Source organism: Limnohabitans sp. Bal53, from assembly GCF_003063355.1.
In the GTDB taxonomy this organism is placed as follows: Bacteria; Pseudomonadota; Gammaproteobacteria; order Burkholderiales; family Burkholderiaceae_C; genus Limnohabitans_A.
Genome location: NZ_NESH01000002.1, coordinates 712,614 through 725,936, shown reverse-complemented (window position 1 = coordinate 725,936; position 13,323 = coordinate 712,614). Strand labels below are relative to the sequence as shown.

The following is a 13,323-nucleotide window of genomic DNA, read 5'->3' as shown; positions in this document are numbered from 1 at the left end:
AAAGACAAGGGCCTGGTTTGGGATTCGAAGTACTGGCGCTGCAACTGCTCAATGGCCTGAGCCACGCCACCACCTTGTTCTTGATGGCCTCTGGCCTGACGCTGATTTTTGGCGTGACCCGGATCGTCAATTTTGCGCACGGCAGCTTCTTCATGCTGGGCGCTTTATGGTCGGCGCATGCGGTGACGAACTGGTGGCCCGACATGGCGGATACCGCTTGGGGTTATGGCGCGGTCATTTTGATGGGCGCCTGTGTGGCTGCCATTTTGGGGGCCGTGACCGAAGTCACACTGCTCAGGCGCATGCGCCACGCCCCTCAGCTCTACCAACTGGTGGCCACCTTTGGCTTGACGCTGGCGCTGCACGACGCGATGCGTTGGTTCTTTGGCCCGGAGGAGGTGTTCGCGCCACGCTTTCCGGGCCTCAAAGGCGCGATCGAGCTGGGCGAGTCGTTTTTCCCGACCTGGCAATTGTTCACTTTGGCGCTGGGCCCCTTGGTCTGGCTGGGCCTGCACCTCTTGCTCACGCGCACGCTGTGGGGCCATCGCGTGAAAGCCGCCACCCAAGACCGCGAGATGTTGGGCGCGCTGGGTGTGAACCCCGCGCCGCTCATGCTGGGCGTGGTGATGCTGGGCTGCGGCTTGGCGGGCTTGGCCGGGGCGCTGCAATTGCCGCGCGAGCCGGCGCACTTGCAAATGGATGTGAACGTGGTGGTTGAGACCTTTGTGGTCGTGGTCACAGGGGGCTTGGGCAGCATTGGCGGGGCTTTTGTGGCGGCGGTGCTGATTGGCGTGATCCACGCTTTGGGTCTGAGCTTTTTCCCGCAAGCGACTTTGGTGTTGGTGTTTTTGACCATGGCCGTGGTGCTGGTTTGGCGGCCGCAGGGCCTGGCCGGATCGGCCGCGCATGCCGAGCAACGCGAAAGCGTGCCGGTGTTTGCGCTGTGGCCTGTGGCTCTTTGGGGCCGGGCGCTGTTTGTCGCGATCTTTGTCGGCCTCACGCTGCTGGCCTGGGGGCAGGGCGATTACGGCCGCAGCCTGGCCGAAGACGTGATGGTGATGATGCTGTTTGGCCTGAGCCTGCAGTGGATGATGGCTTTGGGCGGCTTGGTCAGTTTTGGCCATGCGGCGTTTTTTGCGCTGGGGGCCTATGGCGCCGCGCTGTCGCATCTGCACTGGGGTGCGGATTTGCCGGCCGCTTTGGCCGCGGGCATGGCGCTGGCGCTGGCCGTGGCTTTGGCCTTTGGCGCTTTGGTGGTGCGCAGCAGTGGGGTGTACCTGGCCATGCTGTCGCTGGCGCTGGCGCAAATGATTTGGGCGGGGGCCACACAGTGGGTGGGGCTTACCGGGGGCGACAACGGCCTGATTGGCCTGCGTTTGATCGCACCCGAGTCGCGTGCCCTGTGGGACGCGGCGCTGTGCGTCTTCATGCTCGTGGCTTTGGCGGGTATGGCCCGCGTGGCCCGCTCCAGTCGGGGCGCGGCTTTGCAGGCTGTGCGGGACGCGCCGCTGCGTGCTGCGGCCAGTGGTTTGCCTGTCCAGGCTCTGCGCTACCAGGTGTTTGTGGCCAGCGCCACCTTGGCGGGCCTCGCCGGCGGTTTGTGGGCTGCCTTCAAAGGGGCCGTGTTTCCATCGGTCGCTTCGGTTGCCATGTCGGTTGATGCGCTGCTGGTGATTTTGCTGGGAGGCGTGCATCAGCTTTGGGGCTCGGCTGTGGGCAGTGCACTCTTGGTTTGGGGCGGGGCCGAGTTGGGGCAAGGCCTGGATTATTGGCGCGGCGTGTTGGGTCTGGTGATCATGTTGGTCATGGTGCTGGCCCCCAGTGGCGTATTGGGTGGTGTGCAGTCCTTGTGGGCAGATCGGCGTTTGGGTCGCAAGGGGGTATTGGCATGATGCGCGCCTCCTTCAGCCCAAAATGGATCGCTTCGTGCCTCGCGATGACACGTCCCCCGTCATGGCGAGCGAAGCGCGGCAATCCATGGGTCGCATCTTGCCTCGCGATGACGCGTGACATGTCATGGCGAGCGAAGCGCGGCAATCCAAGGGGGTGCGCATGAGCCTTTCAACAGTTTTGCAGGTCAAGGGCCTGTCCAAACACTTTGGTGGTGTGCGGGCGTTGGACGGTGTGGACTTCTCTGTGCCCGCAGGCCAGTGCGTGGCCCTGATCGGCCCCAACGGCGCGGGCAAGTCGACCTGTTTTGCTTGCCTGGCTGGCCAGCAGGTGCCCACCGTGGGTGAGGTGCTGTGGCAAGGCCAGTCTTTGTTGGCCAAACCGCCTGCCGAGCGCCAGCGCTTGGGCGTGGCCCGCACTTTTCAGGTGGCGCAAACCTTTGAGGCGCTCACCGTGTTGCAAAACATCCAGCTGGTGCTGCGCGGTGCCCAGTCACTGACCTGGTGGGACCGTCTGGACCGCCGCCAGCCCGAGCGGGCGCTGCGACTGGCCGCGCAAGCGGGCTTGCAAGCCCAGGCCCACGCCACCGTGGCCGATTTGCCTTATGGCGCAAAAAAGCGCTTGGAGCTGGCCATGGCGCTGGCGGGCTTGCCCGAGCTTGAGTCCGGCGCTGTGGCCCATCAAGTTCCCCATGCGGCGCCATCTTTGCTGCTGCTGGACGAGCCTGCAGCAGGGCTGGCTCTGGCCGAGCGGGCCGACATGATGGCGCTGGTGCGCCAGGTGGCCTCGCAAGGCGTGACGGTGCTCTACACCGAACACAACATGGACGCCGTGTTTGGCGTGGCCGACCGGGTGCTGGTGCTGATGCAAGGCCGATTGGTGGCCGACGGCCTGCCCGACGTGGTGGCGCAAGATCCGCAGGTGCGCGAGCGCTACTTGGGACTCGACTTTGACATGAAAGGCCTGCGCGATGCTCAAGGTTGAAAGCCTGAACGCCTGGTATGGCCAAGCCCAAGCCTTGTTCGACGTGAGTTTGTCGGTGGGCGAGGGCGAGTTGGTCGTGATTCAGGGCCTGAACGGCGCGGGTAAATCGACCTTGCTGCAAAGCCTGATCGGCATCGGCCCCCGTGCGCAAGGCCGCATCACCTGGCAAAACGAGTCCATCCAAACTTGGCCTGCACACCGCCGCGCCCAGGCAGGCTTGGGGTTCGTCGCCGAAGACCGTCGCTTGTTCACCGGCTTGTCGGTGAAAGAAAACCTCTGGATCGCCGCACCCTCGGGCTCAAGCGCTCAAGCCACGCCTGCACAGCGCTTTGAGCGCGTGATGGCTTTGTTTCCACAGTTGCAAACCATGCTGCACCGCCCGGCCAGCCAGATGAGCGGCGGCGAGCAACAAATGCTGGCGCTGGCCCGCACCCTGATGACCGGCCCGCGCCTGCTGCTGTTGGACGAGCCTTGTGAGGGCATCGCCCCAGTGCTGGTGGCGGCCATGCGAGACGCCTTGCTGCAACTGGCCCGCGAAGGTGTGGCCATGCTGGTGGCCGAGCAAAACAACATCCTGGCCCGGCACGCGCAGCGGGTGCTGGTGCTGACCAGCGGGCGCATGGACTCGGGAGCATGAGCCTGCCTTGACGGGGTGGGCCATCCCTTACACTGCCTTGCAACAACGAGCGGCCCCAGCCGCCAGAGACAAAAACCATGATCATCACCAGCCTGCTCGACACCGACCTGTACAAATTCACCATGATGCAGGTCGTGCTGCACCAGTTTCCGGGGGCGCAGGTCGAGTACAAGTTCAAGTGCCGCAACCCGGGCGTGCCTTTGGCGCCGTTTGTTGAAGAGATTCGCCGGGAAATCCGTTCCCTGTGCAGCCTGAACTTCAAAGAGGCTGAGCTGCAGTACCTGCGATCGCTGCGTTTCATCAAGAGCGACTTTGTCGACTTTCTGGGCTTGTTCAGGCTCAATGAAAAGTCCGTCATGGTCACGGCGCTGCCCTCCGGTGAGATCGATATCACCATCCAGGGGCCTTGGCTGCACACGATTTTGTTCGAGATCCCGGTGCTGGCCATCGTCAACGAGGTGTACTTCCGAAATACCCAAAAAGTGCCCGACCTGATGGAGGGCCGCCGTCGCCTGGACACCAAAATCGCGCAGCTGCAGGCCCCAGGCCTTGAAACCCTCAAGATCGCCGACTACGGCACGCGCCGCCGTTTTTCCCGCGCCTGGCACGAAGAGGTGCTGCGCGTGCTGTCCGCCCGTCTGGGCACTGGCCCGAGCGGCCAGTTTGCAGGCACCAGTAATGTGTACTACGCCTATTTGCTGGGCCTGACGCCCTTGGGCACCATGGCGCACGAGTATTTGCAGGCCTGCCAGGCCTTGGGTCCGCGTTTGCGCGACAGCCAGGTGTTTGCCTTTGAGTCTTGGGCCAAGGAGTACCGGGGCGACCTGGGCATTGCGCTGAGCGATGTGTATGGTTTCAACGCATTTTTGCGCGACTTTGACCTGTATTTCTGCAAACTGTTTGACGGTGCCCGCCACGATAGCGGTGACCCGTTCAGCTGGGGCGAGCGCATGATCGCGCACTACCAACACAACCGGGTCGACCCGAAAACCAAGACGCTGATTTTCAGTGACGGCCTGACCATTCCGCGCACCATTGAGCTATACCAACAGTTCCACGACCGCTGCCAGCTGGCCTTTGGCGTGGGCACCAACCTCACAAACGACTTGGGTTACGAGCCGCTGCAAATCGTCATCAAAATGACCCGTTGCAATGGCCAGCCCGTGGCCAAGTTGTCCGACACACCGGGCAAGGGCATGTGTGACGACGAAAAATACCTGGCTTACTTGCGCCAGGTTTTTGAAGTCTCACCGGGCACCTGAATCGGGAACTTTCACCGTTAATATCAGTTTCATTCATTTGGAGATTTGCACCATGAAGCTTTTGGGGACACGATGGACCGCTTGGCTGGCTTTACCAGTATTGCTGGCCATGTCAGGCGGGGTTTGGGCCGCCGATTTCGATGGCGCTCAGCTGTCTGTCTTGTGGGGGGTGCCTTTTGCAGGCATTTTGTTGTCGATCGCCTTGATGCCCTTGCTGGTGCCGCACTTTTGGCACCACCATTACGGTAAAGTGGCCGCCGCTTGGGGCTTGGCGTTTTTGCTGCCATTTGCTGTCATCTTTGGACCGGCAGCAGCAGGGGCGAACACAGTTCACGCCCTGTTTGCCGAATACATTCCCTTCATCATCTTGCTCACCGCCTTGTTCACCGTGTCGGGTGGCATTTTCATCCGAGGTAATTTGCACGGCAGCCCTGGCTTGAATACCGCCATTTTGGCAATTGGTGCGGTGTTGGCCAGTTTCATGGGCACCACCGGTGCCTCCATGTTGCTGATTCGCCCCTTGATCCGGGCCAACGACAACCGCAAGCATGTGGCCCATGTGGTGGTGTTTTTCATCTTCATTGTCTCCAACGCAGGCGGCTCCTTGACGCCTTTGGGCGATCCGCCTTTGTTTTTGGGCTTCTTGAAGGGCGTTGACTTCTTCTGGACGATCAAAACCATCTTCCCTGAGACCTTGTTCCTCGTGGGCAGTTTGCTGGCCATCTTTTTTGTTCTCGATTCTTGGTACTGCCATCGCCGTGAAGAGGTCTTGCCTCAAGACCCGACCCCCGACTCCAAAGCCATTGGTTTTGACGGGGCCATCAACTTCTGGCTGCTCGGCGCCGTGGTCGCCTTGGTGTTGATGAGCGGATTCTGGAAATCACCGGTGTCTTTCAATATCTACGGCACCGAAGTTGGCTTGCCTGGCGTTTTGCGTGATCTGGGTCTGATTGCCTTGACGTTCTTGTCGCTCAAAATCACCCCCTTTAAGGTGCACGAGGACAACCAATTCGGTTGGGCCCCCATGGCCGAAGTGGCCAAATTGTTCGCGGGCATTTTCTTGACCATCATCCCGGTCATTGCCATGCTCAAGGCGGGAGCTAATGGGCCTTTTGGGGCGGTGGTCGCCGCGGTGACTCAGCCCGATGGCAGCCCCAATGTGATGATGTACTTCTGGATCACAGGCTTGCTCAGTTCCTTCTTGGACAATGCGCCCACTTATTTGGTCTTCTTTAACACCGCTGGAGGTGACCCGCAGGTTCTGATGACCACACTGGCCCCGACGCTGGCCGCCATTTCTGCCGGTGCCGTGTTCATGGGCGCCAACACCTACATCGGTAATGCGCCCAACCTGATGGTCAAAGCCATCGCCGAAGACCGTGGCGTGAAAATGCCCAGCTTCTTTGGTTACATGTTGTGGTCTGGCGCTGTCCTGATTCCGTTGTTCGTGGTCATGAGTTTCATCTGGTTCTAATGATGTCCAAACCTTCCATTTTGGTGGCCCGCGCCATCTTCCCTGAGGTCCTGCAGTCTTTGGCGCAGGTGTTTGAAGTTGAGAGCAACCAGGCCGACGAGGTCTGGTCTGGCGAAGAGCTGACCCGCCGCATGCAAGGCAAAGTGGGTGCACTGACCACCGGCAGCGAGCGCATCGACGCTGCGCTGCTGCAGGCCAACCCGCAGCTGCGCATCGTGGCCAACATGGCCGTGGGCTTCAACAACTTCGATGTGCCCGCCATGACCGCTGCTGGGGTAGTGGCCAGCAATACGCCCGATGTGCTGACCGAAACCACGGCCGACTTTGGGTTTGCCCTGCTTATGGCCACAGCCCGCCGAGTGACCGAGAGCGAGCACTATTTGCGCGCCGGTTTGTGGAAAAAGTGGAGCTACGACATGTTTGCCGGAGCCGAGGTGCATGGCACCACCATCGGCATCATCGGTATGGGGCGCATCGGCCAGGGCATTGCCCGCCGCGCAGCCCATGGCTTTGGCATGAACGTCATTTATCACAACCGCAGCCGCCTGAGCGCCGAGCTGGAAGCCGAGTGCAAAGCCAGTTATGTCTCCAAGCAAGAATTGCTGAAAACGGCTGACCATGTGATGCTGGTCGTGCCCTACAGCGCCGAGTCACACCACACCATTGGCGCGGCCGAACTGGCACAGATGAAGCCCACGGCCACCTTGGTCAACATCGCACGCGGCGGCATTGTGGACGACGCGGCGCTGGCCAAAGCTTTGGCTGCAGGCCAAATTGCCGCAGCCGGTCTGGATGTGTTCGAGGGCGAGCCTGCACTGAACCCTGATTTGCTGACCGTGCCCAACGTGGTGCTCACGCCGCACATTGCCAGCAGCACCGTCAAGACCCGCATGGCCATGGCGCAGCTGGCGGCCGACAACCTGGTGGCTTATTTGACGGGGGGCCAAGCCCTGACACCGCTCAACGCACTGCCAGGCGCCGCTGCATGAGTGAATGGGCCCTGCTGGTCTTGGGCGGGCTGAACCTGCTGCTCTTGGTCTGGTTGCTGCTGCGCGGCGGCAACTCGGCCAGTGCGCAGGCTGAGCAGATTGCGCAATTGTTGGCCGAGCAAAGTGCTGTGCAAATGGCCGAAAAAATGGCCGAACAAGCCGCCTGGCAACACCAGCAGTTCACAGCTGTTCAGACCCAAAGCGAGCGTTTGGAGCGCGAGCTGCGCTCCGAGATCGCCCAGTCCGGCGTACAAGGCCGGCAAGAGGCCATGCAAACCCTCACGCTGTTCCAGCAATCGCTGCTGCAGCAAAGCGCCGAAGCAACCCGCACGCAAAATCAGCAAATTGATGCACTGGCCCAGCAATTGGCCTTGCTGCAAAAAAGCCTGACCGACAGCCTGGCCCAGCAGGTCAATGCGCTGTCGGAGGCAAACGCCCGCCGCCTGACCGAGATGCGCGGCACCATGGAAACCCAGCTGTCGCAGCTGCAGCAAAGCAATGCCGCCAAGCTGGACGAAATGCGCCAGACCGTCGACGAAAAACTCCAGGCCACCTTGCAAGCCCGCTTGGGCGAGAGCTTCAAACAAGTGGCCGAGCGCCTGGAGCAGGTGCACAAGGGGCTGGGCGAGATGAACACTTTGGCGCAAGGCGTGGGGGACCTCAAGCACCTGCTGACCAACGTGAAAACGCGCGGCATGTTTGGCGAGGCCCAGCTGGCCTCATTGCTCGAGCAAGTCCTCACGCCTGAGCAGTACGCGGTGCAAGTGGCCACGCGCCCCGGCGACAAAAACCGGGTGGACTTTGCGATTCGCCTGCCTGGTCGATCCGACAGCGGCCAGCCCGTGTGGCTGCCGATTGATGCCAAGTTTCCCAACGAAGACTACGAGCGCCTGCTCGAAGCCCAAGGCCGCGCTGACCCGGTGCAAGCCGAGCTGTGCGCCAAGGCGCTGGAGACGCGCATCAAACTCGAAGCCAAGTCGATTGCCGAAAAGTACCTGGAGCCGCCGCACACCACCGACTTTGCGGTCATGTTCTTGCCCACCGAAGGCCTGTACGCCGAAGTGCTGCGCCGCCCCGGTTTGATGGAAACTCTGCAGCGTGAGCACCGCGTGACGCTGGCGGGCCCGACCAACCTGATGGCCATGCTCAACGCCTTGCAAATGGGCTTTCGAACCTTGGCGCTGGAAAAACGCTCCAGCGAAGTCTGGCAAGTGCTGGGCGCGGTCAAGACCGAGTTTGGCAAGTTTGGTGACGTGCTGGACAAAGTGCGCAACCAGACCCAAACCGTGCTCAACACGCTCGACCAAGCCCAGACCCGCAGCAACGTGATGAACCGGGCCTTGCGCCAGGTCGATGCCTTGCCCGAGTCTCAAGCGCAAGCCCTGTTGCCAGGCGCTGCTGAAGGACGGCAAGAAGGTGCGGTGTGAATCCTGATCTGGCCCGCCTGATCGCAGGCCAGATGTTCTTGCATGCCTGCATGGCAGGCGCGCGAATGGCCACCCCATTGCTGGCCTTGCAGCAAGGCTTCAGCGCCGTGGCGGTGGGGGCCTTGTTGGCTTTGTTTGCCTTGGCCCCCATGTTTTTGGCCCTGCCGGCTGGCCGCTACAGCGACCGCAAGGGCTTGCAAAAAATCATGCGCATCAGCGTGGTGATGTCCGCTTCGGGTGTGTTGCTGTCGGCGCTTTGGCCGATTTTTCCGGTCATGTGTGTCAGCGCTTTGGCCGCAGGCGGCGCCACCGGCATGGCCGTGATCGCTTTGCAACGCCATGTGGGCCGCATGGCCAAAAACCCGGCCGAGCTCAAAGTGGCCTTCAGTTGGTTGTCTTTGGGACCTGCGGTGTCCAACTTTGTTGGCCCGGTCTTGGCAGGCTTGTTGATCGATTTTTCTGGGCCCGAAGCGGGCCATGTGTCGGGCTACCAGTGGGCCTTTTTCTTGCTGGCGGTTTTCCCGCTGTTCACCTGGTTTTGGGTGCTCAAGGTACCCGAGTTACCCCTGTCGCCGGATTTGCCCAACGCCCACCCCCGGCGGGCGCTGGATTTGCTGGCCGAGCCCATGATGCGGCGTTTGTTGGGCGTGAATTGGCTGCTGTCTTCGTGCTGGGATGTGCACACCTTTGTGGTGCCGGTGCTCGGTCATGAGCGGGGTTACAGCGCCTCGGTGGTGGGGTCTATCCTGGGCGCTTTCGCCTTGGCAGCAGCTTTCATTCGTGTGTGTTTGCCCTTCATTGCGCGGCACGTCAAAGAGCACCAAATCATCACCAGTGCCATGGTGTGCACGGCTTTGTTGTTTGCAATTTACCCGCTCATGCCCAGTGCCGCGGCCATGGGCGTGTGCTCGGTGTTGCTGGGCCTTGTGCTGGGCACGGTGCAGCCCATGATCATGAGCACCTTGCACCAAATCACCCCGCCGCACAGGCAAGGCGAGGCGCTGGGCCTGCGCCTGATGAGCATCAACGCGTCGAGTGTGCTGATGCCTATGCTTTTTGGCTCACTGGGTGCCGTGGTGGGCGTTGCACCCTTGTTTTGGGTGGTGGGCGCTGCGGTGGGCTCAGGGGCCCGGGGCGCTTGGCATTTGCGACCGTCGCCAGTCCCCAAGGATCACGACACTTTGAGTTGATAAAAATCGCAAATGGCTTGCCAGGCCGCCTCGGGTGTGTCGACGTAGTGAAATAAGTCCAAGTCTTGCGCTGAAATCGTGCCCTCTTCGATCAGCATGTCCATGTTGATCAGCCCTTTCCAAAATGCAGTACCAAACAGCAAGATCGGCACAGGCCGGGCTTTGCGCGTTTGCACCAGCGTCATGACCTCGAACAACTCGTCGAGCGTGCCAAAGCCACCGGGAAACGCTACCAAGGCCTTGGCCCGCATCATGAAGTGCATTTTGCGCAGCGCAAAATAATGGAACTTGAAGCTCAGCTCGGGCGTGACATAAGGGTTGGGGTGTTGCTCGTGGGGCAGGGCGATGTTGAGTGCCACCGAGGGGGCGCCGGCCTCTTGTGCGCCCCGGTTGGCCGCTTCCATGATGCCGGGGCCGCCGCCTGTGCAGATGAAAAGCTTTTCGTCGTTGGGCAGGCAAGAGCAAGCCTTGGACACCATTTGCGCAAAGACGCGGGCGTTTTCGTAATGCTCGGCGTTGCGCACCATCGCCTGGGCTTTGGACAGCTCCTGTGCATGGCCGCTTTGCTGCGCTGCCTCAAGTTGGGCTTGGGCGGTGGCCCGGTCCACAAAGCGGGCGCTGCCAAAGACGACCACCGTGTGTTCAATACCGGCTTCTGCTTGGGCCAGATCGGGCTTGAGCATTTCCAGCTGAAAGCGGATGCCCCGGGTTTCGCGGCGCAACAAAAATTCGGGATCGGCAAAGGCCAGACGATGAGCCTCGGGCTCCAGCCAGTCACTCAGCTTGGCTTCGGCTTGCAAGTCGGCCCAAGCATGCGGAAGAGAAGGGTCTTTCAGGTTTTGAGTGCTTTGCATAGAGCCGATTGTGCACCGGCCGCAAGACACGCCATGAGACACGCCACAAGACACGCCACATGACACGCCATCGACCATGAAAAAAGCCCCTTGCGGGGCTTTCATCAGGGGGCTTGATCGGAAGATCAGACGCGCTTGCGGTATTCGCCGGTGCGGGTGTCGATCTCGATCTTGTCGCCTTGGCTCACGAACAAAGGCACAGGCACTTCCATGCCGGTGGCGATCTTTGCGGGCTTGAGCACTTTGCCCGAGGTGTCGCCTTTGACGGCGGGCTCTGTCCAGGTGATCTCGCGCACCACGCTGGTGGGCAATTCCACAGAGATGGCTTTCTCGTTGTAGAACACCACTTCGAGTTCCATGCCGTCTTCGAGGTAGTTCAAAGCGTCGCCCATGTTGGTGGCTTCGACTTCGTACTGGTTGAAATCGGTGTCCATGCAGACGTACATGGGGTCAGCGAAGTAAGAGTAGGTGCACTCTTTTTTGTCCAGGATGACCTGGTCCATCTTGTCGTCGGCGCGGAACACGACTTCGGTGCCGAAGTTGGCGATCAAGCTTTTGAGCTTCATGCGCACAGTGGAAGAGCCGCGGCCACCGCGTTGGTATTCGGTGCGCAGGACGACCATGGGGTCTTTGCCGTGCATGATGACGTTGCCGACGCGGATTTCTTGAGCGGTTTTCATAGGAATTGAGTCTGAAATGAAAGGGGGTGGCTTGAAGCCAAGCCCATTATTCTAACCTGTGGGGCCGGCTATCGGGCAGAGGTCCCTTGCGGGTGCTCAGTTTCGCGCAGTCAGGCCGTGGGCCAGTCCGCCCAGCACAATGCCGCCCAAGGCCCACAGGATGTCGGTGTTGCCTGTGCCCAAAGCCGCAATGGCCGGGCCGGGGCACACCCCGCTCAAACCCCAGCCGATGCCAAAAATGGCAGAGCCGATCACGGTTTGGCGGTCCCAGCTGGCCGGTTGTGTGAGGAACTCACCACCCAGCAAAGGGCGAGACAGCCAGCGCGGAAAACCTTTGTACGCCAGCATGGCCAAGCCCGCTGCGCCGCCCATGACCAGCATCAGGCCCCAGTCTTGAAAGCGCAAAAAGCTCAAAACCACGTCGGGCTGCACCATGGTGGCCAGAGACAGGCCAAAGCCAAACAAGGCCCCGGCGATCAGGGTGACCAGCGCTTTGGGCAGGGACAGTGTGTGAGGATTCAGATTGTTCATGCGAGGCTCCAAGCCATCAGGTTGGCGGTCATGAAAGCGGTGGCCATGAAGGTCAGCACCGCGCCCAGCGAAGGCAGCTGCAACGAGCCCAAGCCGCAAATGCCGTGACCGGATGTGCAGCCATTGCCCAAACGCGCACCGTAACCGACCAAAAAGCCGCCCACCAGCAGCTGCCAGGCGGGCACGCTGGTGTGCTGCGCCTCGCCACCCGCCAGCGTGAACCGCCAAACCAGCGCCCCCAGCACCACGCCCAGCGCGTAAACCAGCCGCCAGTTGCGGGTGCTGACAAAGCGCTCTTGCTGAAAAAACGCCCGTTTGGACACGAACGACCAACTGCTGGAAAAGACGGAACTCATGCCGCCGACCCAGCCGTTGAATAAATACAGCAGCGCCACGCCAGCGCCAATGGTGAGGCCGCCCAGCAGGTAGTGCTGCCAGCCGAGGGGGAAGAGGGTGTCAATCAGAGTCATGGGTCGGGATTATCGGGCACGCGGATCGGGTCAATTTTGCGGACATCCAGCTTGAAGGCTATGGGTTCAGGGTTGCTCTCAATTTTTTTATCTTGCTAGGAAGTGATCTTTGGAAATGTAGCTAATAAGGTTATAGTTTGGCTCCGCAACGACCGACGAAGATCAGCGGATGGCCAACAAGGTGCGCTGGGTTTTATGGTGCATTACACCTGTACAAAAATTCAGGCATGGGGGTCGAAGGCGATGTCTGATACGGTTTGCAACGCATTCATCAAAAGGACTTTTCGACTCGGTCCGGATGTATCAATCGGGTTTTGCGGGCTACATTGCGTTAGGCTTCATAGGAAAAACCGCGCGACATTAAAGAGGAGAATCGCCATTTTTACCAAAATCTCAATTGCACGAATTAGCACAGGAACCATTTACAAGCTATGGTTCATTGGCTTGTCCGCATCACTGCTGCCATTCGGAATGATGACTGGCGTACTAGCGATGTTTGGCTACAACACAGTTACATGGAACGGTCAGCCAGTGCATGGGCTCACAGGGCTCATTGGTGGGCCACTCATTGGTGTCCTTGTTGCTGTGTTCTTCACAGTATTTTTGGGTTCAGCTGCGGCATTCGGGCTATGGCTCTTCTCAAAATACAAACCCATCTCCATAGCCGTGAAGGGCAATTTTGAGGCCTTGAAAAATTGACGTCCAACACATCATTCCACCGGCCAACCTTCGGTGGAAGCTGAATTCAAACGTTATGTCGTTTGCGAAGCGTGCTGCGGTGGAAATTTTTTCCGGGGTTACTTAACTTTTAAAGAATCGGCTTGAGCTGTGGTGGCTATGGCTTGCACTTTTGCTACTGGCTCTCGGCTTTACAGTTTATTGGTCGCACCTCGGAAGGGCTCAGATTCCAGTGCCAGATGCCAACGTCGAGGTGC

13 protein-coding genes are annotated in these 13,323 nt (G+C 60.3%); 9 read left to right on the top strand and 4 right to left on the bottom strand.

Going from position 1 to position 13,323, the window contains the following annotated elements:
• The first annotated feature begins 17 nt into the window (after window positions 1–17).
• The 8 genes from B9Z50_RS08300 (at window position 18) to B9Z50_RS08265 (ending at window position 9,853) form a co-directional block, all read left to right on the top strand.
• Window positions 18–1,892, top strand: coding sequence for an ABC transporter permease (locus B9Z50_RS08300; RefSeq protein WP_108363152.1), 1,875 nt, complete (start codon window positions 18–20; stop codon window positions 1,890–1,892).
• 160 nt (window positions 1,893–2,052) lie between these two features.
• A complete protein-coding gene (locus tag B9Z50_RS08295) occupies window positions 2,053–2,874 on the top strand; it encodes an ABC transporter ATP-binding protein (protein WP_108363709.1) in 822 nt (273 codons plus the stop codon).
• Window positions 2,861–3,511 (top strand): ABC transporter ATP-binding protein, encoded by a 651-nt coding sequence (locus B9Z50_RS08290; protein ID WP_108363151.1) that lies wholly within the window; start codon window positions 2,861–2,863, stop codon window positions 3,509–3,511. Before B9Z50_RS08295 ends, B9Z50_RS08290 begins: the two co-directional genes overlap by 14 nt.
• A 77-nt stretch (window positions 3,512–3,588) precedes the next feature.
• Complete coding sequence (gene pncB / locus B9Z50_RS08285) at window positions 3,589–4,773, top strand: nicotinate phosphoribosyltransferase (RefSeq protein ID WP_108363150.1); 1,185 nt, start codon at window positions 3,589–3,591, stop codon at window positions 4,771–4,773.
• Window positions 4,774–4,825: 52 nt separating this feature from the next.
• A complete protein-coding gene (locus B9Z50_RS08280; protein ID WP_108363149.1) occupies window positions 4,826–6,247 on the top strand; it encodes a sodium:proton antiporter in 1,422 nt (473 codons plus the stop codon).
• A 2-nt stretch (window positions 6,248–6,249) separates the two neighbouring features.
• Window positions 6,250–7,236 carry a D-glycerate dehydrogenase gene (locus tag B9Z50_RS08275; protein WP_108363707.1) on the top strand — a complete coding sequence of 329 codons (987 nt, stop codon included), beginning with the start codon at window positions 6,250–6,252 and terminating at the stop codon, window positions 7,234–7,236.
• On the top strand, window positions 7,233–8,663 hold the full coding sequence (gene rmuC, locus B9Z50_RS08270) for a DNA recombination protein RmuC (RefSeq protein ID WP_108363148.1): 1,431 nt from the start codon (window positions 7,233–7,235) through the stop codon (window positions 8,661–8,663). Before B9Z50_RS08275 ends, rmuC begins: the two co-directional genes overlap by 4 nt.
• The gene (locus B9Z50_RS08265; protein ID WP_108363147.1) at window positions 8,660–9,853 is read left to right on the top strand and encodes an MFS transporter; all 1,194 of its coding nucleotides are present in this window, start codon (window positions 8,660–8,662) and stop codon (window positions 9,851–9,853) included. The genes rmuC and B9Z50_RS08265 overlap by 4 nt, the downstream gene beginning before the upstream one ends.
• Here B9Z50_RS08265 and B9Z50_RS08260 read toward each other — a convergent pair.
• The 4 genes from B9Z50_RS08260 to B9Z50_RS08245 all read right to left on the bottom strand — a co-directional run bounded on the left by B9Z50_RS08260 (window position 9,835) and on the right by B9Z50_RS08245 (window position 12,388).
• Window positions 9,835–10,707 (bottom strand): TIGR00730 family Rossman fold protein, encoded by an 873-nt coding sequence (locus B9Z50_RS08260; RefSeq protein ID WP_108363146.1) that lies wholly within the window; start codon window positions 10,705–10,707, stop codon window positions 9,835–9,837. The two genes, B9Z50_RS08265 and B9Z50_RS08260, sit on opposite strands and share 19 nt — an antisense overlap.
• Window positions 10,708–10,832: 125 nt before the next feature.
• Window positions 10,833–11,387 (bottom strand): elongation factor P, encoded by a 555-nt coding sequence (efp, locus tag B9Z50_RS08255; protein ID WP_062404128.1) that lies wholly within the window; start codon window positions 11,385–11,387, stop codon window positions 10,833–10,835.
• Between the two features lie 96 nt (window positions 11,388–11,483).
• Window positions 11,484–11,918 carry a DUF6691 family protein gene (locus B9Z50_RS08250; protein WP_108363145.1) on the bottom strand — a complete coding sequence of 145 codons (435 nt, stop codon included), beginning with the start codon at window positions 11,916–11,918 and terminating at the stop codon, window positions 11,484–11,486.
• On the bottom strand, window positions 11,915–12,388 hold the full coding sequence (locus B9Z50_RS08245; RefSeq protein ID WP_108363144.1) for a YeeE/YedE family protein: 474 nt from the start codon (window positions 12,386–12,388) through the stop codon (window positions 11,915–11,917). Before B9Z50_RS08245 ends, B9Z50_RS08250 begins: the two co-directional genes overlap by 4 nt.
• Window positions 12,389–12,832: 444 nt before the next feature.
• On the opposite strand from B9Z50_RS08245, the gene B9Z50_RS08240 reads away from it, so the two are divergent.
• The gene (locus B9Z50_RS08240; protein ID WP_199221693.1) at window positions 12,833–13,087 is read left to right on the top strand and encodes a hypothetical protein; all 255 of its coding nucleotides are present in this window, start codon (window positions 12,833–12,835) and stop codon (window positions 13,085–13,087) included.
• The last annotated feature ends 236 nt before the right edge of the window (window positions 13,088–13,323 follow it).

Bases quoted from the DNA above. Each gene is read 5' to 3' on its own strand.
- B9Z50_RS08295 (WP_108363709.1), top strand. From the start codon at position 2,053: ATGAGCCTTTCAACAGTTTTGCAGGTCAAGGGCCTGTCCAAACACTTT.
- B9Z50_RS08290 (WP_108363151.1), top strand. From the start codon at position 2,861: ATGCTCAAGGTTGAAAGCCTGAACGCCTGGTATGGCCAAGCCCAAGCC.
- pncB (WP_108363150.1), top strand. From the start codon at position 3,589: ATGATCATCACCAGCCTGCTCGACACCGACCTGTACAAATTCACCATG.
- B9Z50_RS08280 (WP_108363149.1), top strand. From the start codon at position 4,826: ATGAAGCTTTTGGGGACACGATGGACCGCTTGGCTGGCTTTACCAGTA.
- B9Z50_RS08275 (WP_108363707.1), top strand. From the start codon at position 6,250: ATGTCCAAACCTTCCATTTTGGTGGCCCGCGCCATCTTCCCTGAGGTC.
- rmuC (WP_108363148.1), top strand. From the start codon at position 7,233: ATGAGTGAATGGGCCCTGCTGGTCTTGGGCGGGCTGAACCTGCTGCTC.
- B9Z50_RS08260 (WP_108363146.1), bottom strand. From the start codon at position 10,707: ATGCAAAGCACTCAAAACCTGAAAGACCCTTCTCTTCCGCATGCTTGG.
- efp (WP_062404128.1), bottom strand. From the start codon at position 11,387: ATGAAAACCGCTCAAGAAATCCGCGTCGGCAACGTCATCATGCACGGC.
- B9Z50_RS08250 (WP_108363145.1), bottom strand. From the start codon at position 11,918: ATGAACAATCTGAATCCTCACACACTGTCCCTGCCCAAAGCGCTGGTC.
- B9Z50_RS08245 (WP_108363144.1), bottom strand. From the start codon at position 12,388: ATGACTCTGATTGACACCCTCTTCCCCCTCGGCTGGCAGCACTACCTG.